Annotated in this window: 21 protein-coding genes and 1 pseudogene; 4 read left to right on the forward strand and 18 right to left on the reverse strand. The window is 37.9% G+C overall.

The window, feature by feature from the left end:
* Window positions 1-837: 837 nt before the first annotated feature.
* Window positions 838-1,572, forward strand: a complete 735-nt coding sequence (locus SAGCYANO_RS48725; RefSeq protein ID WP_255502904.1) for an HAD-IC family P-type ATPase — start codon at window positions 838-840, stop codon at window positions 1,570-1,572.
* Between the two features lie 2 nt (window positions 1,573-1,574).
* The gene (locus tag SAGCYANO_RS48730; RefSeq protein WP_255502905.1) at window positions 1,575-2,522 is read left to right on the forward strand and encodes a cation-translocating P-type ATPase; all 948 of its coding nucleotides are present in this window, start codon (window positions 1,575-1,577) and stop codon (window positions 2,520-2,522) included.
* A gap of 145 nt (window positions 2,523-2,667) precedes the next feature.
* Here SAGCYANO_RS48730 and SAGCYANO_RS42650 read toward each other — a convergent pair whose 3' ends face one another.
* Window positions 2,668-2,784, reverse strand: coding sequence for a protein adenylyltransferase SelO family protein (locus tag SAGCYANO_RS42650; RefSeq protein WP_202225566.1), 117 nt, complete (start codon window positions 2,782-2,784; stop codon window positions 2,668-2,670).
* Between the two features lie 40 nt (window positions 2,785-2,824).
* Here SAGCYANO_RS42650 and SAGCYANO_RS42655 point away from each other — a divergent pair, with 40 nt between their 5' ends.
* Window positions 2,825-3,376 (forward strand): HAD family hydrolase, encoded by a 552-nt coding sequence (locus SAGCYANO_RS42655; protein WP_202225540.1) that lies wholly within the window; start codon window positions 2,825-2,827, stop codon window positions 3,374-3,376.
* A 31-nt stretch (window positions 3,377-3,407) separates the two neighbouring features.
* Here the strand turns inward: SAGCYANO_RS42655 and SAGCYANO_RS42660 are convergent, their stop codons facing one another.
* From SAGCYANO_RS42660 to SAGCYANO_RS47040, 3 genes and pseudogenes are all read right to left on the reverse strand, one after another.
* Window positions 3,408-4,739 (reverse strand): radical SAM protein, encoded by a 1,332-nt coding sequence (locus SAGCYANO_RS42660; RefSeq protein WP_202225541.1) that lies wholly within the window; start codon window positions 4,737-4,739, stop codon window positions 3,408-3,410.
* Window positions 4,740-5,464: 725 nt separating this feature from the next.
* Window positions 5,465-6,864: pseudogene (locus SAGCYANO_RS42665) on the reverse strand (YdiU family protein).
* Entirely contained in the window at window positions 6,857-7,039 is a 183-nt protein-coding gene (locus SAGCYANO_RS47040; protein ID WP_237397248.1) for a hypothetical protein, read from the reverse strand. Before SAGCYANO_RS47040 ends, SAGCYANO_RS42665 begins: the two are co-directional and overlap by 8 nt.
* A gap of 115 nt (window positions 7,040-7,154) precedes the next feature.
* Here SAGCYANO_RS47040 and SAGCYANO_RS48735 point away from each other — a divergent pair, with 115 nt between their 5' ends.
* Window positions 7,155-7,283, forward strand: a complete 129-nt coding sequence (locus SAGCYANO_RS48735; protein ID WP_255502906.1) for a hypothetical protein — start codon at window positions 7,155-7,157, stop codon at window positions 7,281-7,283.
* A gap of 449 nt (window positions 7,284-7,732) precedes the next feature.
* Here SAGCYANO_RS48735 and SAGCYANO_RS42675 read toward each other — a convergent pair whose 3' ends face one another.
* From SAGCYANO_RS42675 to SAGCYANO_RS47055, 14 genes are all read right to left on the reverse strand, one after another.
* Entirely contained in the window at window positions 7,733-8,344 is a 612-nt protein-coding gene (locus SAGCYANO_RS42675) for a cupin (RefSeq protein WP_202225543.1), read from the reverse strand.
* Between the two features lie 1,097 nt (window positions 8,345-9,441).
* A complete protein-coding gene (locus tag SAGCYANO_RS42680; RefSeq protein WP_202225544.1) occupies window positions 9,442-10,851 on the reverse strand; it encodes a hypothetical protein in 1,410 nt (469 codons plus the stop codon).
* Window positions 10,852-11,158: 307 nt separating this feature from the next.
* Window positions 11,159-12,484 carry a hypothetical protein gene (locus SAGCYANO_RS42685; RefSeq protein WP_202225545.1) on the reverse strand — a complete coding sequence of 442 codons (1,326 nt, stop codon included), beginning with the start codon at window positions 12,482-12,484 and terminating at the stop codon, window positions 11,159-11,161.
* A gap of 42 nt (window positions 12,485-12,526) precedes the next feature.
* On the reverse strand, window positions 12,527-13,408 hold the full coding sequence (locus SAGCYANO_RS42690) for a hypothetical protein (protein WP_202225546.1): 882 nt from the start codon (window positions 13,406-13,408) through the stop codon (window positions 12,527-12,529).
* Window positions 13,405-14,205, reverse strand: a complete 801-nt coding sequence (locus tag SAGCYANO_RS42695; RefSeq protein WP_202225547.1) for a hypothetical protein — start codon at window positions 14,203-14,205, stop codon at window positions 13,405-13,407. The genes SAGCYANO_RS42690 and SAGCYANO_RS42695 overlap by 4 nt, the downstream gene beginning before the upstream one ends.
* A gap of 82 nt (window positions 14,206-14,287) precedes the next feature.
* Window positions 14,288-15,280: a hypothetical protein gene (locus SAGCYANO_RS42700; RefSeq protein WP_237397249.1), complete on the reverse strand. Its 993-nt coding sequence runs from the start codon at window positions 15,278-15,280 to the stop codon at window positions 14,288-14,290.
* Complete coding sequence (locus SAGCYANO_RS42705; protein ID WP_202225549.1) at window positions 15,229-15,759, reverse strand: hypothetical protein; 531 nt, start codon at window positions 15,757-15,759, stop codon at window positions 15,229-15,231. Before SAGCYANO_RS42705 ends, SAGCYANO_RS42700 begins: the two co-directional genes overlap by 52 nt.
* A 179-nt stretch (window positions 15,760-15,938) precedes the next feature.
* On the reverse strand, window positions 15,939-17,660 hold the full coding sequence (locus tag SAGCYANO_RS42710; RefSeq protein WP_202225550.1) for a hypothetical protein: 1,722 nt from the start codon (window positions 17,658-17,660) through the stop codon (window positions 15,939-15,941).
* A 26-nt stretch (window positions 17,661-17,686) separates the two neighbouring features.
* Window positions 17,687-18,760 (reverse strand): zinc ribbon domain-containing protein, encoded by a 1,074-nt coding sequence (locus SAGCYANO_RS42715; RefSeq protein ID WP_202225551.1) that lies wholly within the window; start codon window positions 18,758-18,760, stop codon window positions 17,687-17,689.
* A 199-nt stretch (window positions 18,761-18,959) separates the two neighbouring features.
* On the reverse strand, window positions 18,960-22,226 hold the full coding sequence (locus SAGCYANO_RS47045; RefSeq protein WP_237397250.1) for a hypothetical protein: 3,267 nt from the start codon (window positions 22,224-22,226) through the stop codon (window positions 18,960-18,962).
* A gap of 461 nt (window positions 22,227-22,687) precedes the next feature.
* On the reverse strand, window positions 22,688-24,028 hold the full coding sequence (locus tag SAGCYANO_RS42730; protein ID WP_237397251.1) for a hypothetical protein: 1,341 nt from the start codon (window positions 24,026-24,028) through the stop codon (window positions 22,688-22,690).
* Window positions 23,976-24,158, reverse strand: a complete 183-nt coding sequence (locus tag SAGCYANO_RS42735; RefSeq protein ID WP_202225554.1) for a hypothetical protein — start codon at window positions 24,156-24,158, stop codon at window positions 23,976-23,978. Before SAGCYANO_RS42735 ends, SAGCYANO_RS42730 begins: the two co-directional genes overlap by 53 nt.
* A 2-nt stretch (window positions 24,159-24,160) precedes the next feature.
* A complete protein-coding gene (locus SAGCYANO_RS42740) occupies window positions 24,161-24,628 on the reverse strand; it encodes a hypothetical protein (RefSeq protein ID WP_237397252.1) in 468 nt (155 codons plus the stop codon).
* 629 nt (window positions 24,629-25,257) lie between these two features.
* The gene (locus SAGCYANO_RS47055) at window positions 25,258-25,458 is read right to left on the reverse strand and encodes a zinc ribbon domain-containing protein (protein ID WP_307786320.1); all 201 of its coding nucleotides are present in this window, start codon (window positions 25,456-25,458) and stop codon (window positions 25,258-25,260) included.
* Window positions 25,459-25,860: the final 402 nt, after the last annotated feature.

Consider the following 25,860-nt stretch of genomic DNA (forward strand, 5'->3'; position numbering starts at 1 on the left):
ATACTATCAAAATTAATTGAAAATTTCCCTGATTAAATTAAAAATGATTAAGAAATGGGTCTGAGAATATGAACCCATCCTACTAATAGGAGTTATACAAAACATAAGTGGTAGTGGTGCATAGTAACGGTAGAGAGTGTGTGTGGGGAGTGTGGGAGTGTGGGGGCAAAAATTTTGTCTACAGTTCTCAAAAAAATGTACTTTTCAATACACTTTTCTCCTAAAAAAGTCACTCCAAGACTTCAACATAACTTATATATAATGTCTACGTTTCATGTTAAGAAAGATGTTTATAAAGCATAGGGGGATAATAAATAAAAATTTTTATGATTAGTCAATCCTATCCGCTTTCAAGGAGAGTTCAAGAATTTAGAATTTAGAATTTAGAATTACCTCTCCTTGAAAAGAAGATAATTGTGTTAAAAGGAATTTTTCTTCTCTTGGTCGATTGGATATGGTTAGGAAACTCATCCATCTCACCCTTCGGGAAACGGCGAAGATCGACCGCTGTTTTCTCCATGAATGGAGAGGCTTTATACCTTAATTTTTCGGTAATTATTAATTATTAATTATTCATTATTAATTGTTAAATAAACTCCTATGAATCAAAAAAATTTTCTCTATCTCAATATCTCCAAATTGCTCAATATTATCCAGAAGCATTTGCTGCAGGAACCTGTGCTGTACTGATTTTTTGAGTTGGTTTTGTTTAGAAATTAATGGGTTGGTTTAGCACTATTAATTTTAGCAACAGCTTATGTAATTGGTGGTTATGAAAGTGCTAAAGAAGGTATAACAACTCTCTGGTCAGAAAAAGAATTAGATGTTGATTTATTGATGATTGTTGCTGCTTTGGGAGCTGCTGCTTTAGGTTTATGGCAACAAGAATATCACTTAATAATTGATGGAGCAGTGCTAATTTTAATTTTTGCTATTAGTGGCGCTCTGGAAACTTTTGCTATGGAGCGAACTGAACGTAATATTCAAAAATTAATGGCTATTACTCCTGATACTGCCAGATTAATAGTCGATAATCAAGAAACAGAAATTCCGGTTAATCAATTAAAAATGGGAGATTTTATCTTAGTTAAACCTGGAGAACTTATCCCGACTGATAGTATTATTATTGAAGGCATTAGTACCATTAATCAAGCTCCAATTACAGGAGAATCTATACCCGTTGATAAGACTGTAGGAGATGAAGTTTTTGCAGGTACATTAAATGGTAATGGTGTTTTAAGACTACAAGTAAATAAATCTCCAGAAAGTAGTTTAATTCAGCGTGTAATTCGTTTAGTTGAACAAGCAAAAACTGAAACTCCACCCTCTCAGAGATTTGTGGAAAAGTTTGAGAAAATTTACGCCAAAGTTATAGTTATTTCAGGTATATTACTCGCAATTTTACCGCCATTTTTATTAAATTGGAGTTGGGAAACTACAATTTATCGAGCTTTAATCTTTTTAGTAGTTGCTTCTCCTTGTGCTTTAATGGCAGCAATTATGCCCACTTTATTATCTGGCATTGCGAATGGAGCTAGACAGGAATTTTATTTAAAAATGGTGCTCAATTAGAAATGATGGGAGAAGTCAAAGCGATCGCCTTTGACAAAACAGGAACTCTGACTACTGGAAAACTACAAGTTGTTGATATTATCCCTAGAAAAGGTAAGTCAGAAAATGAAGTTTTACAGTTAGCTGCTGCTCTAGAATCTTGTTCTGAACATCCTATTGGAAAAGCTATTACTCAAACAGCAATTACAAAAAATATTCAGTGGCAAGTAGCAACTAATGTCATAGCAAAAACTGGGGAAGGAATTACTGGTATTGTTGATAGTCAAATTATTACAGTGGGCAAAGAAAATTTAATAAAGTCAGAAGTAAATAACTTTAATTCCGACTTTTTAGAAGAAAGTAATCGCCTCCAAAAACAGGGAAAAACAGTTATTTTTGTTGCACAATCGCAAGAAATTATTGGCTTAATATCTGTTGCTGATACTGTCCGTTTAGAAGCTAGTAAAATGATAAATCAACTCAAGCATATGAAGATAAAATCTATAGCTATGCTGACAGGAGATAATCAACAAACTGCTCATAGTGTTGCTCAAAATCTTGGTATAAATCAAGTCTATTATGAATTATTACCAGAAGATAAATTAACAGTAATTAAGCGCTTGCAACAACAAAATAGAAATGTAGCAATGGTAGGAGATGGTATTAATGATGCTCCCGCTTTATCCCTAGCTACAGTTGGTATTGCTATGGGTAATGCAGGTAGTGATGTTGCTTTAGAATCAGCAGATATTGTGTTAATGACAGACCGCTTAGAAAAATTAGTAGAAGCTATAAATTTAGGTCGTCGTGCTAATCGTATTATTAAACAAAATATTACTTTTGCTATTGGGTTTATTTTCCTATTATTAGTCGCTAACTTTACTGGAAATATCAATATGCCTTTTGGAGTACTTGGTCATGAAGGGTCTACAGTTTTAGTAACATTAAGTGGTTTACGTCTACTTAAATAATAATCATAATGACTATAAAACTTAACTATCAGGACTTATGTAAAAGGTGAAATAATACACCAATTGTAGGGGTTAACGGCCGTTAACCCTATATGTAGTAGTTATGCGTAAATCCTAATTATTAATACAGCTATATTAATAAATTTTATTCAGATATTTGCTTCAGTAAATCATAAAATGGCTGCCAATTATCTTCTACTGTAATGGGTTCCCATACTGATTCAATAATAGGTCGAATTAAACTTTGTTGATGTTGATTTATTGATGATTGTTGCTGCTTTGGGAGCTGCTACTTTAGGTTTATGGCAACAAGAATATCACTTAATAAGGGAATTTTATTTAAAAATGGTGCTCAATTAGAAATGATGGGAGAAATCAAAGCGATCGCCTTTGACAAAACAGGAACTCTGACTACTGGAAAACTACAAGTTGTTGATATTATCCCTAGAAAAGGTAAGTCAGAAAATGAAGTTTTACAGTTAGCTGCTGCTCTAGAATCTTGTTCTGAACATCCTATTGGAAAAGCTATTACTCAAACAGCAATTACAAAAAATATTCAGTGGCAAGTAGCAACTAATGTCATAGCAAAAACTGGGGAAGGAATTACTGGTATTGTTGATAGTCAAATTATTACAGTGGGCAAAGAAAATTTAATTAAGTCAGAAGTAAATAATTTTAGTTCCTACTTTTTAGATGAAAGTAATCGCCTACAAAAACAGGGAAAAACAGTTATTTTTGTTGCACAATCACAAGAAATTATTGGCTTAATACCCGATTTTTTTCACTCTCCAATTTGTTTGCGATCGCGCACATCTGGGTATCGTTCAAATACCCGTCGGACACAGGTTTTTTAAACCGATGTCCATAGTGAGCGATTGGGGTATCTCAACAATTGCAGAAAGATCGGAAATTCAATGAGTCCGGATTGCTAACATTATGAGGTGAAATATAAGGATTGCAGTCCCGTTCGACTCCAAATGCCAGATCCTGCCTTTGGCGTTCTGACTCTAGCGAAATTATTAATTCAAAAGGGTTAAGTTTAGAGTAGTCGATCAAAGGAAAGTCGTTTGTTTTTTCGATGATCTTTTGCAGACCTGTATGCTCGTTTAGAGAGGTGGTATGCCGCTCCTGCTCTTTTTCTTGTACGGGAAATGCCCAGCAGTGGACCGGGGTACACTGGCCAAAAGGATCAATGAACATTTGGCGCATTGCCTGGTCGATCGGTAGGCATTTTCCCTGCAATGAGCTATTTAAGAAGCTGCTTCGCTCTTGGGACCCCGTCAGGATTACGCGCATGTCGCCGATTTTTCCGTCGCGCGTGTGCCCTGAAATTGCCGCTGTCGCCGTCTCTACTTTGTCAAACCACTCGTCGTCTTTTTGCTTGAAATAGTCGCTCTTGATAGCAATATAATCTACACCAAAATCATGTGCGTCGAGCACCACTTGTTCTAATTCGTGGAAATTAAACTCGCCCACTACAGTATTCATTCCGATGGCTGTGGCGGCACCCGAATCATTGCGATCTTGGACGAGTTGGCGGATTGTTTTCTGTAGATCTCCCAGACTGTTCGATCTTTTGTTTCTGGGGTGTTCGCCAAAGTATTCATCAGCATAAGCTTCTTCGCTTACCGTCCCTAGACTGATACGAAGCTTATCGCTTTTCAAAGCAATCTCGCGGTTTTTTGGGTCGCGTAACAAAACGCCGTTAGTAAATATAGTCGAATCTACATTTTGGCAGCTTGCCAATTCCAGTATCCAATTTACAGTCTCTGGATCTGTATACGGCTCTAGTCCACCGGAAATTTTGACCTCAACAATAATTCCCTTTTTCTGCATTTGCTCTATATCTGCAAATATCTTTTCAAAATCCCTGTACTCTAGCTTTCGATCGCCTGGGCCTTTCCGGAACTTCGCCAGTTTGCGATAGCCGTCTTTTTCAATTGTTACCGAGGGACAAAAGGGGCAGCGATAAGGACATCCCAGCCCAACGAAAAAGATTACCGTGTATAGCTCTTTGCCGAAGTATTCTCTTACAGTCTCGAAATAATCGCGATTTATCGATGTCAGCAACCTCTTTTGGCACTCTTCTGAAGTCTGAATTGCCTTGTATGCATGGTTTAGTTCCTCTACCGTCAGAGAGTGTCGTTCTGCAATTTCTCGCGCGCCAATATAGGGAGCACTTGAGAGGGTGTTTAAGACCTGTTCTTTAAGATCCATAGAATTCTCCTTGAGTTACTGCAAGATAGAAACACTGGTTGATATTAGCACTGTAACACGATTTTTTTTTGCAGAGCTGGTAGTCGGTAGTCATTGTAAAAAAAAGAAACGTTTTTTTACCTTTTTCTGTCATTGCTGAAAGAAACAAAAATAGGACTTTAGAAAGGCTTTGTTGTATGAAAGTAGCGATATAGCTGCCGCTAGGCTCCGCCAACGCAGCCAAGGAGTGGCTGGAAGGTTAACTAGAATTCTACTTTGTAGCTTTCTGGGTCAGATATAGCGAAGTTGTCATAGGGGGCAATTTAGATATTATTGCAGCTTTCAGTGGTTGGGAGAGTTCCAAACACTTGACACACAAAAGCTAGTAAAACAACCACTATATATGCTTTTGAGTCATTCTCAGGAATTCACTTAAATGTCTAATATTGTACAATATTTCACTGAATGTGCTCATGAAAAGAGCAGTTGCTGAGATGCTTACATAGTAAGGCTTTCATTTCTAGATTTCCCTTCATGACAGCTTCGCTATATTTGACCCTAATTATTAATAAAGGGGCGTTGCTGAATTGAAGTATGAATGTGCGATTGTTTGGTTCTGGTAAAGCCCCCTAAATCCCCCAATTTTGGGGGACTTTTAGAGTTTTATTCCCCCCAATTTTGGGGGGCTAGGGGGGCTTGCATCATACCCAGAATCAGCAACGCCAATACAGGTATATTAATAAATTTTATTCAGATATTTGCTTCAGTAAATCATAAAATGGCTGCCAATTATCCTCTACTGTAATGGGTTCCCATACTGATTCAATAATAGGTCGAATTAAACTTTGTTGAGGATTATATTGTTTCAACCTTTCCGCCATTTCTTTTAACTCATCATTAGAATAAGTCTGTAATAAATGATAATAATGTTGTCGCCACGACTCCATTAATTCTGATTGTTCAAAATCAGCAAAAATTTGATTAATATCATCACGCCAATGTAGAGAAAATTCTTTTCTCAATCCTAAAAAGAAATCGTGATAGCCAACCTGAGAATATTCCAGCAGTTTAATAGTTAGCTGAAGTAACTTTTCTGCATCTGTTTCAGGCAACTCCTCAAACCCTAACCTATTAATCATTAATCGCCTATATTCAAGCAGATAAACATCATCAAATTCATCTAAACTTGCCCTCATATTTCCTCGGTCAATAACTGAAGCCAATGCATCTTGAAGTAAGTGTAAATTTGACTTACAAACTAATGGTTGATGACTGTAGCGATAAAGACCAGAATAATCAAAATAAGCTGCTGTAAACTTAGGGTCATAAGTCGGAATAAAAGCATAAGGACCATAATCAAAACTTTCCCCAGTAATTGACATATTATCAGTATTTAATACAGCATGACAAAATCCCGCAGCCATCCATTGAGCTACTAATTTCGCAACTCTTTTTACTAATTCTGAGTAGAATAAAAAATAGCTATCGCTTTGTTCTTTTAATTCAGAATAATAATAATCAATTACATGATCTAACAGTTTTTAGTTAGGTCTGGACGCTTGAAATAATACAACCTTTCAAAAGTACCAAACCGGATATGAGAACTACTAAAACGCACCATCACCGACGAACGAGTAGGAGAAGGTTCATCTCCACGCCATAACCCCTCCCCAGTTTCAATCAAACTAAAACATCGAGAAGTACGAACCCCATGACGATGTAACATTTCGGCGGCTAATACCTCTCTGACCCCGCCTTTTAGAGTCAGTCTGCCATCAGCACTGCGAGAATAAGGTGTTCTACCGGAACCCTTTGTGCCAAAATCATATAATTCACCATTTACCCCACGGACTTGACCATAAAGAAAACCTCTACCATCTCCTAAATAAGGATTATATTGACCAAATTGATAACCGTGATAACGTAGAGCTAAAAAAGGTCCGACGCAATGAAATTTACCAAAAGCTTCAATAAAATGCTCATCCTTAACATCTTCAGGACTTAACCCTATTTTAGGCAGCAATTTATCATTACGAAACCGCAAAATATGTTGTGGAAATTCAGCAGCAAATACTTCATCATAATAGTCACCACCTAAAGTTTGGATGGCAGGTTCATAGTTGAGCGAAAGGAGAGGATTAGACATTATTTTCTAAGTTATAAATCAAAAGTCGTAGGGGCGAATGGCATTCGCCCTCTTTTTTTCGAGTCGTAGGGGCGAATGGCATTCGCCCTCTTTTTTTCGTCCGAAGCAACCGACATGGTTTGCACAGCATTCCGGAACGGAAAGCAATCTCAAATTCTAGTTTTTCGTACCTCATTCGTAAGTCCTGTATTTTGTTTATTGCTTTTCAATACATTAATTTATGCTCAAATTTATAATCTACTTCTTATAGTTAAATTTTTATAAATTATGATTATATTATTATGAAAGAAATGACAAAATTGGAAGAAGGCTATCTTCTCAGGAATTTTAATCTCTATATTGTTGAAGATACTGCAATAGTTGATAATTTGCTAGAAATTATTACCAAAATATATTTTCCGGTAGTCCTGCAACCTTAATATTATTGATTGAAACATGGATAAATTACCTAATTATGTTAGCTGTTATTACCGAATAATTAATAATTAATAATTAATAATTAAATAATTATGGTTTCAAGCCGACCCTTTTAAGGGGAAAAAAGCGGTTGAGGGATGGCGTTAGCGGAGCGGCTCTGATAAGAGCGGTCCCCTCGCCATATCCAATCAACCAAGAGAAGAAATAATATTTCCTTATTTTCAATCCTCTCGGTTTTAACCAGAGGTAATTATCAATTATCCATTATCAATTATCCATTATCAATTAATGAACTCAGCTCCAATTAAAAGAAAGAGGATGTATTTCGTTTTCTTTCCTATTCACAGTTTTTTCCACTCCAGCTCTACCCATCTACCCATCTCCCCATCTCCCCATCTCCCCATCTCCCCATCTCCCCATCTCCCCATCTCCCTTCTTCCTAATTCCCTGTTCAGAATTTTTTAGCTGTTTGTGCAACTGGGTCAAATTCAAACCTTTCAGAAGATTTTGTTTCACCATAAATATTAAAAGTAAATGTAGGTTCATCTCCCATTACTTCTATATTATGAATAGCATTAGAAGTGAAACTAATTAAGTCTCCTGGTTGTAATATTTTTTCTCCGACTCTTTCAATTTTATATTTATTTTCTGGGTCAGGACTACGTTTCCAAAATGTATTTTTTTCCTGGCCTTTTAATACTGCTACTATTCCCCAGGTACCATGATTATGAATTGTTGAAATTGTGCCTGGCATGAATTTTACTGTTTGTACTGTTAAGGGAAATCCTAACTCATCGTATAATAAAATAACCGAAGTTCCTGTTTTTTCGCAAGGTTCTGGCTCCTGACTTTGCAGCCAATATGAATTAGTAATAAATTGTCGAACTAAAAGTCGAATTTTCTGTAGAGAACTCGCTTCATCTGTGGCATCTTTTAGGGTATCTTCTAGTTCTGTTAAGAATCTATACAACCGATAATTTTCTCTTAATAATTTCCATTCATTCACCGTTTCACAAGGTTGACATTGACCGTCTTCAGTCAAAAACCAATCTCGATTTTTCATCTTGTTTCTCCTCTGGTATTGCTGATGCTTTAGTTAACTATAAGTTGCGATAATTTACTAAAAATACTTATATATTATATAGCTACAATTACTACTATAATTATAAGAAAAACATGAAGTTTTCTCTAATGAGTTTAATTGTAGGTTTTTAGAAGAAAAATTTATATTTTACTGTGATATATTTTACAAATTTTCTGAATAAATTGTTTAAATTTCTAACTGGCGATCGCGAAGTATTATGTAGATGCACCTATACAGCATATTTCAGATCGGTGAGGTACATCTGTTGCGGGGAAAATCCTCGCACTACAAAGACTTTATCATTAATATTTGTACCTCATATACCTGCTAGAAACTTTTGAGTGAGGATAATTTTAATGCAATTCTAATTTTCCTATATCTTGTACTTCTCCAGAAAGAGATTGGCGTACTGATACCATTAAATGAGCTTTACAATTAGGACAAGTTAGTGTTTGGAGACTTTCTACCCACTCATAATCATTATCAGTGGGTGGCAGTATAAAAGAAAAAGATAGGGATGGCAGTTTAAATTTCTTCTTGCAATTTGGGCATTTTCTATTAGTAATTTTCTTTTTTTTTTGTACCCATTTTTTTGTAGTAATTTGATTTTTTCAAGTGTTTATACCAAAAAATTACCATACAGTTATACTATTTCTCAAATATCAGGACTTACGCAAATTCACCTTGAAAATGCCATATTTAGGGGCGCAATTCGGAGCTTTGCGTTCCGCAAAGCTCCGAATTGCGCCCTCACTGAATTTAGTGTCCGTGCGTAATATCAAATCCGCTTTATTGGACATAAAAAAATTCTCCTATCGTCATAACTACGCTCATCTTTGTAATTCTCTCTCCTCCTGACTCAGTCCTCCTGAGTTCCCCTCCCCTCCTGGGAGGGGTTAGGGTGGGTTGGGAGGGGAGGGGCGAGGGGTGGGTTGACTCCTCCTGACTTAACCATTCTATAACTGTTTAACCGGATTTGATATAAGTCCTGACTAATATAAAATACGCTGTAATCAGTCAAGATAGATCGGGATTGAAAGTAGAAATCTGGTTCTTTTTCCCCGATTTTTGCACCTCTAATTTTTCTGAATAGCATAACAAAGGCGAGCGAATTTTATTGGATTATTTTCCATCAAATCAGTTGTAATACTTTTTAAACCAAGTAAAAAGTGTTCCAAATTATGAGTTTTAGAACCATCATTTTCGCAAGCACGATCCTCACAGTTCCAGTTTTGCCACCAATCTTGTTCTCCCAAACCATTAGCTATTAGATCAACTTGGAAAAAGTAAATATTTGGTTGTGGTAATTCACTAGGTTTAATTGTAGTTTTAAAACTTAACTCACGATTTTTTTCATCTGGTTTCCAATCACTAAATTGCATTGATTTGGATAGTTTTGTTGAAATTGTAGACTCTTTTGATGGGGAAATTAATTCTTTTGTTGACTCATCAAAAAATTTGCTCTCACTAATTTTAGCTTGTATAGAATTAGCTGATGGTGGCAATGTATACTGATTCAAAATCGGCAAACTAACCTTGTAGTTAATTGCTATTTCTTCTTGGAAATTTCTATTTATTTCTAACAACTCAATTGGTTGACTTGTCGGGAGTTCGATCGCTACTTTTCCATTATTAAGAGAGAACGGTCGCCTCAGACCTGGTATTGCTTTGTCTGGGTTTGTCAATTCACCAATAACTGATAAATCATTTACTATATTACTGGGTGAAAATATCGTAAATTCACTGTTTTTCATCAATTCTCCTCCATCTCGCTTCAGTTTGTTAAAGTAGTAGAGAATGTGTTCGTATGGTCCTAAAAATACTACATAAAAAGGCCGAAACTCCTCTATTGCTTTCCCTTCAGTATTATAAAGAAAGTTAAAGTCTTCTCTATTGCTACCAACAACATAAACTGTTCCATTAAATTCACTTCTAATTGCTAAAATAGCTGCTGCGTATCCTTCTTTATTAAGATAATGCTCTCTAATTTTTTGGTTCAGCGCAGTAACATCACCTTGATTTTGATATAAATCAGAGATCAGAACCAAAAGTTCTTTTCCTTCCCTTTGTGGTATAATAGTCCCTGCTAGATTACTTGTTACTCGATCTTCGCGGTAAAATATCTCTGTTTTTGCTTCTAGGAATTTTGAACGATCAATATTTTGTTTCTCAGGTCCTCCCACACGATAGTATTTAACTAAGTCAGGTGAGTTAGATATGAAAAACGTGCGCTCTAGCAATTCTATTGTTTTTACATAACGACTCCCACCGTTAGCTAAATATCCTGGCATAGATTCCGAACCATCTATATTAAGGCTAATATTAATTTGTTCTGGTGGTGTATCTAATGAGGGAGACTGACCTGCCGCCGAAGGTACATCACAAGATAGATCGTTGTAAGTTTTTGGTATACAAGCTGTTGTGACACCTATTAGCATAAATAGGAGAACGGGAATTTTCCATACTATTGTTTTTGTTGAATTCATAATAATTTGCTCTATTGATTTTATTAATTTTCAAAGAACATAATACCGTTTTATGGAAGTCAAAAGTCAAAAGTTAAAAGTTAAAAGTTAAAAGTCAAAAGTTAAAAGTTAAAAGTTAAAAGTTACAGCAGTTTCCACTGTTATGGGTACACCGACCGCGGGCAAGATGCCCGCACTACAATATTTTCACTATTTACCTTGTACATTATTTGCCCGAAATATGTTGTAAATAATTTACCGTATCTATTAGGGTGAGCGGCCGTTCACCCCTACAGATGTTATCTGATTTAGTTTTGACTTTTGACTTTTAACTTTCTTTTGTCTGATTTTCATTTTCAGAGTTGTTGTCATCCTCTAACTTCCTAGATTCAAAATTCAATACGCCCAATGCTACAACCTTCCACTTACCTCCATCTCCTGTAGGTTCAACTTTCGCTGGTTTCAGCAATTGAAACTGCTTCGACTCTCCCGACCAATCTCCATCACATTTAAACAAACCTTGCACATCTTCATTCTTATCTGGGTTAATATTAGTATTCGCTTGAGGTGCTAAATAGTCACCGCTTTCCTCAGATAAGATCCAATAACGTCCCCATCTAGCTTCTTTTTTCAAAACAACTGCATCACTGCTCTCATTGACTTTTGAAACTGTCGTAGGTCTCTTCGATCGCCAACTACGACTGCTATTGTAAAGTTCTACCAAAATAGCTTCTTCAGGTGGTAGTGGTGGCAGAATCACTGGTGGTTCTGGTTTTGGTTCTGGCGTCAACTTCTGTTTTGGTTCTGGCGTCAACTTCTGTTTTGGTTCTGGTGTTAGGGTTGGAGTCTCTGGAGGTATCTCTTCGATCGCTGTTTCTAATAAGGAATCTGGGCTTGCATTATCAATTGCTGCTAACTCAGTTTCTTGCCAACTTAGATTGATATCTGTTAACGATGGGGGTGTTGATATCTCATTTTGGGAGGAAGATTGTTCAATTTTCTCTAACCTTTCTATCAACGGACTAATCTGTTGAGAAATTCTCTCCAAGAGTTCGTCTTGACTACTCTGTTGAGACAATTTTTCCGAAAGCTCCTGCAATTTTGTTTCTATCGTTGATAACTGAGATTGAAGACGCGCCTGCTCTTGATTCCCCAACTCTAATTGCTCGTTCAAATTTGCCACTATTTCTGGCAACTCAAACTCTGGTTTTTCCGCAGGATCGATTTGTTGGGAGAATTTTGCCAAAACATTCTGCAAATTTGTTTCTATCATTGATAACTGAGATTTCTGAACCACCTGTTCTTTATTTCCCGCTACCACTTGCTCGGCCAAATCATTTAACTTTTCTACTATTTCTAGCGATCGCTCTTGTTGAGATTGCTGGAATTCTGCTTGTAACTCTTCGTATTCTGCCCTCAATTGTTGTAATTGAGATTCCTGTTCCTTTGGTAACAGTGGTGTTTTCGATGACGCTTGCCACATTCGTCTCGCCCAATTTTCTACTTGTTTAAGGGCATCCGACGAACTCAACCCTGAACCTTCAAGGACTCCATCAGCACTGCTGGAATAAAGCTTTAAATACCAGCCGCAGGTGAGACAAAAATTCACCTGTTGCTGTTGATATTCTGTATTGCAAATCGGACAATTTGGCATTAGTTATCCTTCCATTTATAAAATTTACTTTAAGTTTACTACCTATTCATAAAATTGCAGTACACCACGTTCTACAAGCTGCCAGGTTTCACCTATTGAAATAGCAGATACTCTCGCTGGTTTTATCAGTTTAAACCCAGAATATTCAGGTTGATATCCCTGACATTCAAATAAATTAGCAACTGTCTCCGACGTATATTCGTTAACCTTAAAGTAATTTTTAGGAACCATGTAATCAATCCCACCCTCATTTAATATCCAATAGCTTCCCCTGCGATTTTTCTGAAGAATTGCTCCTTGACCGCCACCCAAACGACGTTGGTTAATGCTTTGCTCTGTTTCAGAGACCTCTATAGCATTTCTTGATAACAAACGGGGGTTTTGCTGATACGTTGATATTAATTGAAGACCTGAATATTGAACAGTAAATATCAACTTTCCTGGCTCGGATAGTTGCCATTTTTCTTCTCCAACAGAAGAAACTTTGGCAGGTTTTAATAATTCAAATTTATCATTATATTCTTCACTATTGATACCTTTACACTCAAACAATTTTTCCATCACCTCGATGCTATATTCATTAATTTTCATCGTATCACTAGGAACTAAATACTGTGAATTTCCTTGTTTTAATATCCAATAGTTACCCCTGCGCTTTGGTTTGAAAACTGGTTGACCAACACCCCAACGACTGTTATCAATACTCTCTTCTGTTGCTGAAACTGTTATCGTATTTTTTGAAAAAATAGCACGTTTTCCTGGGTCTTTATAGTCTTTCAACAACTGTTCTTCTTCACTTATAAAAATAAACTTTTTAGTATTGGCATTGTTGTCTGGAGTCTTTACTTGCTGATTTTGTTCAATTTGTTCAAATTGAGATATTTTCTTTCTCATGTTATTAATTTCACCATCTAACTTTGTCAACCAGTTTTTGATGTTATTAATTTCACTTTTTCTAGTTTTAATAATTGAGACTCCAACTGGGCAAACTTCTGACCCAACTTGGTCTCCAAATTAGAAGATCGTCCCTCCTGGACCGCCCCTCCTTGTTCCAACCACTCCAAACGCGCCGTCAAATCACCCCGCCAGCGATCGCCCTCCTCCAACTTGGCCAAAGTTTCCTGCAAGCGTTCATAGGCCAATTCTGCCACTTGAGAAGCCAAGCGATCGCGCTCCCCCCTCGCCAACCTCAGTTCAGATTCCAGTTTCTGGCGCTCCTCCTTTACTTCTTCCAGTTCCGACTGTACCTGAGATAATCGAGAATTATCACCAAAATGCAACACCCCTCGTTCCTCCAAACGCCACTGGTCTCCCCCTGGCGTCAGAGAAACCTTTGCGAGTTTAACCAGCATAAACTCCCGTCCATCCTCTGACGGAGAACCATTAAACTCAAACAAAGATTTAACAGTATTTTTGTTAAAGGAATTAATTCGGAAATTAGCTTTAGGTAATAACCAGTAACCTCCCTTTTCCGTAACCATTACCCAATAATTACCATTTCGTTCTTCACCAAGCAAAACTCCTGAATTAGAATATCTCCCTCCCCCATCCTCAACTATTGAAACTTTAATCGCCTTTCTTGAGAGAACCTTCGGTGCATAATTGTAAGTTTCAATCAACTCATCTTCAGACAAACTTATCCAACCCCGTTGCGGAGTTTCCAGCGCTCCTGTCATCTGCACCGAATCAGTTGATTTGAAGGAATAATTATTTGGTTCCATTGTTTTCTTCTGGTGATATATATTTTACTGGTAAAATCTTTTCGAGTTTCTTGAACCGATCTTCTAGAGATTCCATTATCTATTAATAAAATTCCAGTACACCACGTTCCTCAAGCTGCCAAACTTCACCTCTGGATACAGAAGAAACTATCGCTGGTTTTATTAGTTTAAACCCAGAATATTCAGGTCGATATCCCTGACATTCAAATAAATTTGCAACTGTCTCCGAGTTATATTCATTAATTTTGATGTTATGTTTAGGAAGCATGTAATCAATCCCACCCTCATTTACTATGCAATAGTTTCCCCTGCGAACTTTCTGAAGAACTACTGCTTGACCGCTACTTCCGTCTGCTGCCGAGACCTCTATAGCATTTTTTAATAAATAACTGGGGTTTTCCTCATATATTGACATCAATTTAAGAGTGGGCAAACCTGGATGTTGATTGGGAGATATTTGTTCATCCATTTCAGGTTCTGGTGTTACTTGACCAGGCGAATAATTGGTTGTTTTTGGAGCTTCTATGTAACCTTCAGTTAAATTGTCTGGAGTCTTTACTTGCTGATTTTGTTGGAGCTGGTTTATTTGATTTTGTAGCTTTTTCCATTTATTTTCCCACAAATTAGACATTTGTTCTAATTTATCATAAAAATTCTCTACTTTATCGTCTACTGCAAAAATGGGTTCTTGAATGTCGAAATTATCAGTTGAGTTAACAGTATTATTTCTTTCCTGAGTTAACTTCTTCCTCCTTCGAGATTGCGATTTATCAACCAATAACGTTATTAATATTGCTGCTAGTGCCAAGAATATTATGAAAATCAATGTCCATAATATTAGTAGTGAAATTTTAAACTGATTTAATTCATTTTGTAATACATTGTTTAAGTTCTTTATTTCTGCCTCATTCTTCTTAGCTAGAGCAACTAATTCCTTATTTGTTAGTTCCAAATCAGCTATAACTTGACCAAGAGAAATAATATTAGCTTTTAGCTGTTCGCTGTTTTTTGCTAATAAATTATTTATTTTTCTACAGTCGTTGGACCTAAAAGTCCAAAAGAACTTACTTCCCAATTGGAAAAAACTCCCAAATATATCTGTACTTCACCAATTGCCTCTTTGCCTAATCCATCTTTTAATTTTTCAGTTATTTGTCTAATGTTTTGGATATTTTGATTTATATCATTAAAAATTTGCTCTAAATTTTCTTCATTTCTAGTTTTAAAAATTTGCTCTCTATACTCCCTAAGTTTTGTTTCTAGTTCTGTTAGTTTTTGATTAACTTCAAAACTATTTACTAATTCCCTTTTTTTCAAACCATCTTTTGCTGCAACGACCTCCTTCATAAAACCATCTAATAATTTTTTAAATTCATCGTTTGTTTTTTGAACATCATCAAAGCTTTCTTCTAAATTTTGACTATCTAGATTTGAAAAACTTTCTGTTGGTTCCTGGATTGCTAGAGAATTCCCTGTTTCAAGGCTACAACCAACTAGCAAACCAGGAATTAAAAGCAAAGATAGTAATAATTTTATGTCACTACTTTTCCACATAAAAACTCACTTTTTCATTCAATAGACATCCCCAAAACAAGTTATGATACCCTGATTGCACTGTTCCAAAAATACTAATTTTGGAAAGGTATAATAAATGAACTGATAAACTTTCATATCCTTTTCACTGCACAATTATCTAACTTAGAATTGACTTACCTAAGAAATTCAATTGCCCATTAATAAAATTCCAGTACACCACGTTCCTCAAGCTGCCAAACTTCACCTCTGGATACAGAAGAAACTATCGCTGGTTTTATTAGTTTAAACCCAGAATATTCAGGTCGATATCCCTGACATTCAAATAAATTAGCAACTGTCTCCGAGCTATATTCATTAATTTTGATGTTATTTTTAGGAACCATGTAATCAATCCCACCCTCATTTAATATCCAATAGTTTCCCTTACGATTTTTCTGAAGAATTACTCCTTGACCGCCACCCAAACGACGTTGGTCAATGCTTTGGTCTGTTTCCGAGACCTCTATAGCATTTCTTGATAACAAACGGGGGTTTTGCTGATACGTTGATATTAATTGAAGACCTGAAGAACCAGAATGTGGATTTATTTGAGGTTCTTGTGTTACTGGACTAGGCGAATAATTGGTTGTTCTTGGAGTTTCAATGTAACTTCCAGCTACATTGTCTGGAGTCCTTAGTTGCTGATTTTGTTGTCTCTGATTTATTTGACTTTGTAGCTTTCTCAGTTCACTCTCCCACCATCTAGAAATTTCTTGTAATTGCCTAGAAATTTCCTTTACTTTATCTTCTAATTCAAAAATAAACTTTCTATTATCGGCATTATTACCTGGAATCTTTACTTGCTGATTTTGTTGGAGATCGATTATTTGATTTTGTAATTTTTTCCTTTCAGCGTCCCAGCTTTTAGACATTTTTTCTAATTTCTCATAAACGTCCTCTACTTTATCGTCTACTTCAAAAATAAGTTCTTGAGTGTCAGAACTACCAGTGGAGCTACCAGCATTATTTCCTTCCTGAGTTAACTTTTTCCTCCTTCGAGGTTGTGATTCCCCAAACAATGGCTTTAATATTATTCCTGCTAGTACCAGAACTATTATGACAACTAATATCGTTAATATTAGTAGTGAAGTTTTCAACTGATTGAATTCAGTAGGAATATATTGTAATTTACTGTTTAAGTTCTTTAAGTTGTTGATTTCTGCCTGATGATTTTTAACTATAGCTAACAATTCTTCGTTTTTTCTTTCCAAATTAACTATTCTTCTAGTCAATTCATTATCATTTTCATCAGGAATGACAGATGGAGGTGAGACAATTTGACCAAGAGAGATAATTTTATCTTTTAGCTGTTCGCTGTTTTGTGTCAGTAACCCATTTATTGCCTTTTGAGTATCTGGGCCTAAGTTTCCAATATAACTCACTTCCCGATTTGAAACAATTTTCAAATCTATCTGTAAGTCACTAATTGGCTCTTGTCCTAATCCATCTTTTAATTTTTCAGTTATTGGTTTAATGTTTTCGATATTTTGATTTATATCATTAAAAATTTGCTCTAAATTTCCTTCATTTCCAGTTTGAAAAATTTGCTCTCTATACTCCCTAACTTTTGTTTCTAGTTCTGTTAGTTTTTGATTAACTTCAAAACTATTTACGAATTCCCTTTCTTTCAAACCATCTTTTGCTGCAACGACATCGTTCATAAAATTATCTAATGACGTTTGAAATTCATTGTGAATTGTTTCAACATCGTAAAAGCTTTTCTCTAAATCTGCTTTTCCATTGGAAGGAGCTGGTATTTCCGAGGGAATAGGTTCTGGTTCTGATTCTGTTGGAGCACAAGCAACTAAAGAACCAGACATTAACAACAAAGCCAGTAATAAACTGTAAATACTTTTCCAATTGTGTATCTTTTTCCACATAATAACTAACCTCTTAATTCAATAGATTAATCAATAAATTCCAATTTTCCTCGCTCAGACAATTGCCACTTTTCTTCTCCAATAGAAGAAACTTTAGCAGGTTTTAATAGTTCAAAGTTATCCTTATATCCTTCACTATTTGCACTTTGACACTCAAACAATTTTTCCAGAGTCTCGTTACTATATTCATTAAATTTTATCGTATCACTAGGAACTAAATACTGTGAAGTACCTTGTTTTAATATCCAATAGTTACCCCTGCGCTTTGGTTTGAGAACTGGTTGACCAACACCCAAACGACTGTTATCAATACTCTCTTCTGTTGCTGAAACTGTTATTGCATTTTTTGATAAAATATCACGTTTTTCTGGGTCTTTATAGTCTTTCAACAACTGTTCTTCTTCACTCAGAGGTAATTTACCTTCCTCCTCTGTTTCTACGATAGTAGCTAGTTTTGTAGGTGTTTGCTGCTTTCCTGGCGGGATTACTGTTGTTGTCGATGGCAGATATTCTGGATAATTTTGTATCCATCCTCCCAACAGACTAAACAACTCTTTGATTGGCTTCAACTCCTTTTCTAACTGTCGTTGCAACTCCTCTTTTAGTTCTAATATCTGGTTATTAATTTGGTTAATTTCTTCTCTTTCTGCTTCTAAAGAAACAGTATTGTCTTTCTGCTTCTGAGCTAGTGCTTGTAACTCATACTGGAGCGATGCTATCGTTTGGTTCTGTTGTTGCTGCGCCTGCTCTAATTGCTCCACTCGCACAACAATATCTTCTTGATATTGCAATTTAGTCAATTGTTGATTGGGTAAAGCATCCTGCACCAAATTCTCTCTATCTACTTCTGCTGCTTGAGTTTGTTCCTCTGAGTTTTTTCCCGCTTGCTCGAAATCATAATTACTTGACGATTCGACATCAGTCACCGATAGTTCTTCTGATTCTTGCTTCTCCTCATCTGTCTTATTTGCAGGAGCTTTATACCCCCCAAACTCTGATAACTTCTCCCCAAGCGAAGTATCTCGCAGCTTAAAACCACAACTTGAACAAAAATTATCCTGCTCCTCTACTTTAGCACCGCACTTTGGACAGTCACTCATATTTCCTACTAAGCTCCTTAAAAAATGGTATGTTGCGACGAATTGTTAAATCACTTTTACACCCAGTGATTAAAGCTGTCTAAGGCATCCTACAACAACGCAAATTATACGATCACACATTCAAACATCATCTAGTAGTATCCCTAGCAGCCGAATTTCTAGCTGTAAGTCTAGAGACTTGCAGCCAGAATTAGACCACCTACTTACCTGCCCACTCCTTAGCTAAAACCTTCAACAGAGCTTTCAACCCCATAATAAACGGCGGTTCCACACGAATGTCATCACTTTCCCCTTTCATATTCAACAAAACGTTCGTCAACTCCCTCTCCGTATTCCGCCAGAGACCCTGGTTATAACCTGATTCTGGTTCTGCTCCTGGTTCATCTCCCAGCTCGTAATCCTGTAGAGGGAGAATTTCCTCAATCTTCAACTCCTTCAAAGATAAATGGAAATCATCTAGAAACGTTCTTAACTGTATTAAATTGGGAATTTTTAGCTGCTGAATATTCCCCTTAAACTCCAAGCGGTCTCTCCATTCGATTAACTCTCCATTAATTTCACAATCTTCTCCTGCAATCAACGGATCTTCAGTTTTCGTATCCAATCCTGTCAACCTAGTACGACCCAAGACTAAACCGCAAGCTACCTCATCTTTTGGTCTCTGACTCAATCGCGTTTTTTCCAACATCCGATCGTCAAATCCAGAGCCTTTAGTCAACATCTGACTCAGCAGATCGTTAACTTCCGAAGAGGGAATAAATTTACCCCTTTCAGCCAACCAATTTAACAGTCGAGAACCATTTCCACCAATATAAACAGGAGTAATTTCGCGACTCTGGTATCTTCCTTCTTGTTCTAGAACTCCCAAGATTGTCCCCACATAGTAGTACAATCCCCCCATGCCAATTGCCATCAGTTGGAGCAAACCTTGGAACTTCGGATCGTCTTCTGCGAAATCTCTTTTATTTTTCAGCCAATTTTCGCTTTCCAGACGCAGAAATACATCCAATTTGGCACTGAACTTATCTTCAGTTAATCGGTCCCACTCTTTCATATTCTGCTCGAATAGCTGGGCGAAAAAATTTGGATTTAATTCCAAGAAATCCGATAACAAATGACGACCAGCTAATAAAACCGAACATTGATGAATGAGCTTGTTTTCGTACCAGACCGAAATATCTGAAGTACCACCTCCCATATCAATACAGGTAGTTCGGATTAAATCATGTTTTTCCTGGTCTGCAAAATATTGAGCGATCGCCAAACTCTCACTTTTGAATAACCCTACACCATTTGGATCAGGGCAAATATGTCTAATTCCAGTTTGAGCTTGAAGTTCCTCACTCAAATCTTGCCAGGTCTTAGCATACCGATTTTTGTCGCGACGAGAAAAAGCAGTAGGATAGGAAATACACCACTGAATCTGTTGGACTCCTTGTTTAGCTGCGATCGCGCTAATATGCAAAGCTAAGTGTTTCAAAAACAACTTGTTGGGAATGTAATTTTTCCACTTTAGGTCTGTTTCTATCCATCCCCGGAGCGGTTCAAACCTGTTGCGATCAGGAACATAAATCCTGCCATCAATAATTGGAAAATCTGGGTTTTGCGTCTTGTCTGGTTTCCCCCTAGTTGTCAGCACACTAGACAAGGGTAAAGGTTTATCAGCAGGGATAAAGCTCTCCGGAACAAAGTATTCAAACAACACAGGTCTGCGCGTTTCTGTCAAAACCTCTGTCACCTTCAAATGCAAATCCTCCAACTTCAATTGCTCCGATAAATCGTTGCTATTGACATAGATATTAGTGAAAGAAGTCCCGAAATCTACCCCCACTTTCCATCGATCTCCCAACCTAACTGTCTCTGGACTTTTCAGCAGGATCAAACCGATGGAGCTTCTCGAACCATCCTGGCACTCAATAAAACTGGGAAATTCTTCTAGGTAAGTTATTTGATAAGCACCCCTGCCATCTACAAAAGGATGATGTTCTTTCGCTTCCGGTAGATAAACCTGGAAAGTATCCTCTCCATGTTCAGCATCATAATAAAAAGCATAATAAGAGCGCCATCCCTCCGCCCGGAAATTAGGCCACACTTCCAATACCGGCACTTCAGGCAAAGCGTTTTCCTCTTTGATCGGATAATCTTGAGAAACCTGATAGTTCTTAGGTCGCCGAGGGTCATCTGTCATCCCCGACAGAGGCAAATCTAGGGTTACTCGCACTTGAGGTCCATCGTTGCTATTTATTTGAGCAAGCTTAACCTTGGCGATTAAATCTTCCGGGGTAAAATAGTCTAGGAGTATGGGATCGAGTGGTATCAGGGGCGTAATGGTTTGACCCTGAAAAGTTAACTTCGTCCCTGACGGTAGGAAAGCTCCTGGTAAAGCCTCATCTTGGTCTACAAACCGAAATTCTTTCAGAAATAAGTCTTTGGATTCTCTCCACTCAACATCTGGCCAGGTAATTCTGCCGTTACGCAAATCTTGTACTTGTAGCGAAGCCAGAGTTTGCTCTTGGTGTATCCAAATATCTTGGGGTGGCTTTCCCCAAGCTTGAGAAATGTCTTGGTCAATTATCAGCAGAGGTTTTACCTGTCCCTTACTTTGACTGGGAACTAAGCGAACCCAAGAAGACTGAGCCTCAGCTTTCACCGGACGATTAATACCTTCCAACACCCCTCGGTTAATGGCAACACCAAAAAACTGAGGATTGTTGCTCAAGCTCAGGCGCTGATCCGGGCGAGACCCCAAACTATTTCGGAACTCTTCTAGCAATCCGCTAATAGAATCAATTGCTTCTGTTTCACCCCTGTAGTTGTGTAAAATTCCCTGCAGATTTTCTAGCCAGCGCCACAAGAGTGCCTTCTCGCTAACATTGAGGTGTCGCTGAGGAGACTCCAACTGACCAGTTTGTCTGTTCCACCAAGGCAGGCCATCCCATTTTCCTTCTTCAGAGGGGGCGACAATGGTACTCGGAGTACTAAGACCCACAGGTTTTTCGTTCCACAAAAATATATAAACGTCTTGCCAGGGGTTTTTGCCATCTAGGGTATACAGGGCATTAACTGGATCGGGTGCCAGTTCGTATAGAGAACGGGCGAAAGAGTTTTGGTCTTTCTCTAGCTCCAAGTCCAAAAATTGAGCAGTTATTGGAAACCGCCGTACTTCGGCCAGAGCAACCGCTGCCAACATCCCTTGCCACTGTTGGACCATTTCTACCCGGATGGGATAATAGGGATTATGTAAAGCCATCTCCATAGATAGGGGACGAGCCCACATGGTCGGTACGGAACTAACACTTTTCACCCCTCCTGGAGCTTTATAATCCAAACTAGAAGCCACATCTTGAAAGGCTTTTTTTGGTTGAGCATCCCATTTACCAGGAGTATCGCTAGCTCTAACATCGCTATCCCGCTTTAACTTGGGCAGGACTAAAACATAACTCTTGTTGACTTGTGTTCCTGTCATTTCAGTTATCAGTTATCAGTTATCAGTTATCACTACCTCTGGTTTCAGCCAGAAGCTTTTCAGTTATCAGTTATCAGTTATCAGTACCTCTGGTTTCAGCCAGAAGCTTTTCAGTTATCAGTTATTACTACCTCTAGATAAAAGTTTTAGCCTTTTTAGGTTGAAAAAAGTGCGCCTGTTTCAGCTCTTATATCTGCAAAAAGTTACAGCATATTTCAGGCCAATAATGTAGTGCGGGCATCTTGCCCGCGATGGGTTACCTGGATCTTGCCCGCGATGGGTTTACCTGAATCTTGCCCGCGATGGGTTTACCTGGATCTTGCCCGCGATGGGTTTACCTCATAACAACGGGAAGCGCTGTAGCATAAAAGACAGACAAGGGGAAAAAATTACTCCCCCATTCCCCTACTCCCCAAAAAGACTTTTTCAACCAACCCTAATTATCAATTATCAATTATCCATTAAATCCTAGAGGCCATATATACCGACTTAGCCAGTCCTACGGTCCCACCGGGTGAAGTTGCCTTAAGTGTATTCTTGAGTTTTTGCACCGTATCTCGGGATTTTTTGCCTCGATCGCGACTATCCCCAATTATCAAATCTGGCAGTTCATCTCCTAGAAGTTTTTTGTTGGGAGGAAAAGCATCGGCTTTAAACAAAGCAATATTATCGCCTTCGCACTGGTGCAGAGAATACAGCCAACGCAAATAATCTTGACACCAATTATTGATTATTCCAATAGCTTCTTGTTGGTCAGCATCGGAAAAGTCCGGCTTAGTCCCCCCAGATCTGCTGCCAGTTTGGTAGAATTCCATCAGCCAAGGGGCCAACCTTTGAAAACGGGTATTTTTCATTTTTTTCGCTTCCTCTAGTTCGGGAGCAATTTCGGCCAGCCATGTAAAAGCAAATCTGGTAGCATTCATTAGCTCTGGTTGGACTTCTGCCTTATCTGGGATATCTTCCCAGGAAACAGTCCCGTTCTTCTGACGAGTCATCAATACTACAGACCCTTTAGCTGTGGATGAATCTCGCCAAAAGTTACGAGCTGCCAGAGCGGCGTATAGTTCTAGGAAGTGGGGGTTGTTGCGCTGGCTATCTTTGCCTATACTAAAGTTGACTTTGGAGAAGTTCTGATTGCCCAGAAGATAAACTCTGTCAAAGATTTCTTGACCTTGAGTAACGTAATAACGGAGAGCTGCTTCTGTGTTTAGCAAAAACTGTTCGGAGCGAGCATAAACTCCATCGGGGTCTTCTCCCGGCGGTGTGGAGAAGCCAAAATAGGGTAGTACAAACAGGCAACCTGTTTGAACGCTCTCACGGACCTTAATTTTCTTCAACTTATTATCAATCAGGCGGGCAATAGTTGGTAACCCTGAAGCCCCAGTCCCTCCAAAAATAGACCCACACAGAAAAATTTTTGGTTTTTCACCGCTACCTGTTTCTCCCTGAATTTGCTTGATTAGGCTTCCCCAGGGGTCTTGATCCAATTTGTCTAAATCTACCTGACTCATCACCGCTGAACCGATGGCTGGTCGTCCCCGAAATCCTACATCTAAGTTGGCTTCCCGTTCTTCCTTAGTGTAAAGGACATCGAACAAATTGGCCAAAATTGGTTTATTTTGCTTGATGGTGTTATAGTTAAAAAATGCTTTCAGTTCTTTCTCTCTAGCTAAAGGCGACCATAGATTGAAGGATTCGATATTGCTTTTCATCCACCCACACTCTGTTTTGTCCCCAGTAGCCATTACATTATAAGTTTTTATAGATACTGATGCTAGTCCTAGCACGAGCCAGATTTCCATTAGTTTCATCTGCATCTACAAATAAGACCTTAATCGGTTCTTCATTAAATAAGCCTACCGCTGCTATTTTGGATACTGCTTCAACACATTTAGCCCCGGTTCCACCAATTCCAATGAGATAAAGTCCCATAATTATTCGCCAAAAAAACTACGCAATTTAATTGAACCTGGGGGAACAAACTTTAAACCCCAGGGTACTGGTTGCAGTTGGCAACCAAAATAGTAATAATATGTCAAACATAAAAAGATAGTCAAAGGCCCAAGTGCATCATCACTACCTTTAAAAAAGCCTATGGCCAAAAAAAGACTCAATAGGGGAAATAGCAAAAATAGCCACCAAACTAGCTCCCACTTGGCCACTTCTTCAGCTTTATGAGCTTTTGCGTTAGCGGTTATTAAGTACCAAATTACAGTTGACAGTACGGATACTGCAAAAACTACAGTTCCCCCAAGGATGTAATGATTGTTTATCCAAGCCTCCACATCCATATTTAATATTCTTAGGATTTTCAGTCTATATAGTAAAGGTTGTCCTAGGAACATTATAATGGCTCCTATCAGGCTAAAAATAATTATCCTAATAATCTCATTTGTTTTCATTGGTTCTCATATCAGTTTCAACTTTTTCTGTATGTATTACAGATACATCAAGCCCGGCAATTCCCTGCAAAAGTTGGGAAAACCGTTCATAGCAACGTGACGGTAGAAGCATCCACGCAGGCGGTATCGCGCTAACGCGCCGCAACGCTTACGCAATGCTTTGAGAAATATCCCCAAAGGGCCATTCCAATCTCTCGGCATTGAGTGGGCGCAATTTTGTTTGAAACGTGATTTGTGCCCAATTTAGCATTTGGCGAACTGACCCACGAGTTAAGTTTGCGTTTTTTCTTTCCTGACTTGGCAACCATTTGGGATGACTCAAAAGCAGGGAGAAAAATGACGCGATACTCGGTGGTTAACCATTTTGCTACTTTTTTATGGACTTCGTCTATGAGGTTTCTTATCCTCATATTTTTGCAGGTCGCGATTCCCCTCCCATTAAATAGGAGACCCCTCGCGACATTTAGTTGGGACAATGTTCATTTTACTACTTTAGCATTTCTAATACTTTCTTGACCAGTGACATACTCCCACACGCTCGCTGGCGCTATAGTGTGGGCTTCTCGTTTCGTAGCCCTACTACTGCATCGGGCAAGGGCGTGTTTTAAGGACGTCTGGGCCCTACCGCCCTATTTGTTATATTTATCGCTGGATTTCCGTTTGTCATGCTTCCCTACGGGATGCTGCGCAAACGCAAACAAGTCGCGGTCTATTACTATGCCACAATGCGGACAAGAATGGGTTCGTATGTTTAATTCTTTCTTGATTTTTTCCCCACAATTTGAGCAGTCTTGGCTAGTATTTTTGGGGTTCACTCCTATGGTTTTCACCTCCAGCATTTCCGGCTTTGACAGTTAAAATAGTTAGAAATTGGCCCCCAAATCGCATCGTTAATTGATTTACTCAAATGGCCGCCGATTCATCTCACACCAAATTTAAAATTATGGTGTGAGGTTTCTCGACGGTTTAGCTAATTAAACGATTCTCGGCATTAAGCCAAGATATTTTATACCAATTTCATAAAACATTGCTACAGTCACAACATAGGGAACAGGGAACAGGGAACGGGAACAGGGAAAGAAAAATATGATAAAAAAGAGGAAAAATGTTTAATTTTTATAAATTATGGGATTAATTGTTTTTATTGTAGGAATAAATTACTAATTAAGATGTAACTACCTTTTTTGAATTTGGTATTATCTCTTTCAACCCTAGTCCCTATTTCCTACTTC

Source organism: Okeania sp. KiyG1 (assembly GCF_014132355.1).
Classification (GTDB): Bacteria; Cyanobacteriota; Cyanobacteriia; order Cyanobacteriales; family Microcoleaceae; genus Okeania.

Bases quoted from the DNA above. Each gene is read 5' to 3' on its own strand.
- SAGCYANO_RS48725 (WP_255502904.1), top strand. From the start codon at position 838: ATGATTGTTGCTGCTTTGGGAGCTGCTGCTTTAGGTTTATGGCAACAA.
- SAGCYANO_RS48730 (WP_255502905.1), top strand. From the start codon at position 1,575: ATGATGGGAGAAGTCAAAGCGATCGCCTTTGACAAAACAGGAACTCTG.
- SAGCYANO_RS42655 (WP_202225540.1), top strand. From the start codon at position 2,825: ATGGCAACAAGAATATCACTTAATAAGGGAATTTTATTTAAAAATGGT.
- SAGCYANO_RS42660 (WP_202225541.1), bottom strand. From the start codon at position 4,739: ATGGATCTTAAAGAACAGGTCTTAAACACCCTCTCAAGTGCTCCCTAT.
- SAGCYANO_RS47040 (WP_237397248.1), bottom strand. From the start codon at position 7,039: ATGAGGTACGAAAAACTAGAATTTGAGATTGCTTTCCGTTCCGGAATG.
- SAGCYANO_RS48735 (WP_255502906.1), top strand. From the start codon at position 7,155: ATGACAAAATTGGAAGAAGGCTATCTTCTCAGGAATTTTAATCTCTAT.
- SAGCYANO_RS42675 (WP_202225543.1), bottom strand. From the start codon at position 8,344: ATGAAAAATCGAGATTGGTTTTTGACTGAAGACGGTCAATGTCAACCT.
- SAGCYANO_RS42680 (WP_202225544.1), bottom strand. From the start codon at position 10,851: ATGAATTCAACAAAAACAATAGTATGGAAAATTCCCGTTCTCCTATTT.
- SAGCYANO_RS42685 (WP_202225545.1), bottom strand. From the start codon at position 12,484: ATGCCAAATTGTCCGATTTGCAATACAGAATATCAACAGCAACAGGTG.
- SAGCYANO_RS42695 (WP_202225547.1), bottom strand. From the start codon at position 14,205: ATGGAACCAAATAATTATTCCTTCAAATCAACTGATTCGGTGCAGATG.
- SAGCYANO_RS42705 (WP_202225549.1), bottom strand. From the start codon at position 15,759: ATGTGGAAAAGTAGTGACATAAAATTATTACTATCTTTGCTTTTAATT.
- SAGCYANO_RS42710 (WP_202225550.1), bottom strand. From the start codon at position 17,660: ATGTGGAAAAAGATACACAATTGGAAAAGTATTTACAGTTTATTACTG.
- SAGCYANO_RS42715 (WP_202225551.1), bottom strand. From the start codon at position 18,760: ATGAGTGACTGTCCAAAGTGCGGTGCTAAAGTAGAGGAGCAGGATAAT.
- SAGCYANO_RS47045 (WP_237397250.1), bottom strand. From the start codon at position 22,226: ATGACAGGAACACAAGTCAACAAGAGTTATGTTTTAGTCCTGCCCAAG.
- SAGCYANO_RS42730 (WP_237397251.1), bottom strand. From the start codon at position 24,028: ATGGAAATCTGGCTCGTGCTAGGACTAGCATCAGTATCTATAAAAACT.
- SAGCYANO_RS42735 (WP_202225554.1), bottom strand. From the start codon at position 24,158: ATGGGACTTTATCTCATTGGAATTGGTGGAACCGGGGCTAAATGTGTT.
- SAGCYANO_RS42740 (WP_237397252.1), bottom strand. From the start codon at position 24,628: ATGAAAACAAATGAGATTATTAGGATAATTATTTTTAGCCTGATAGGA.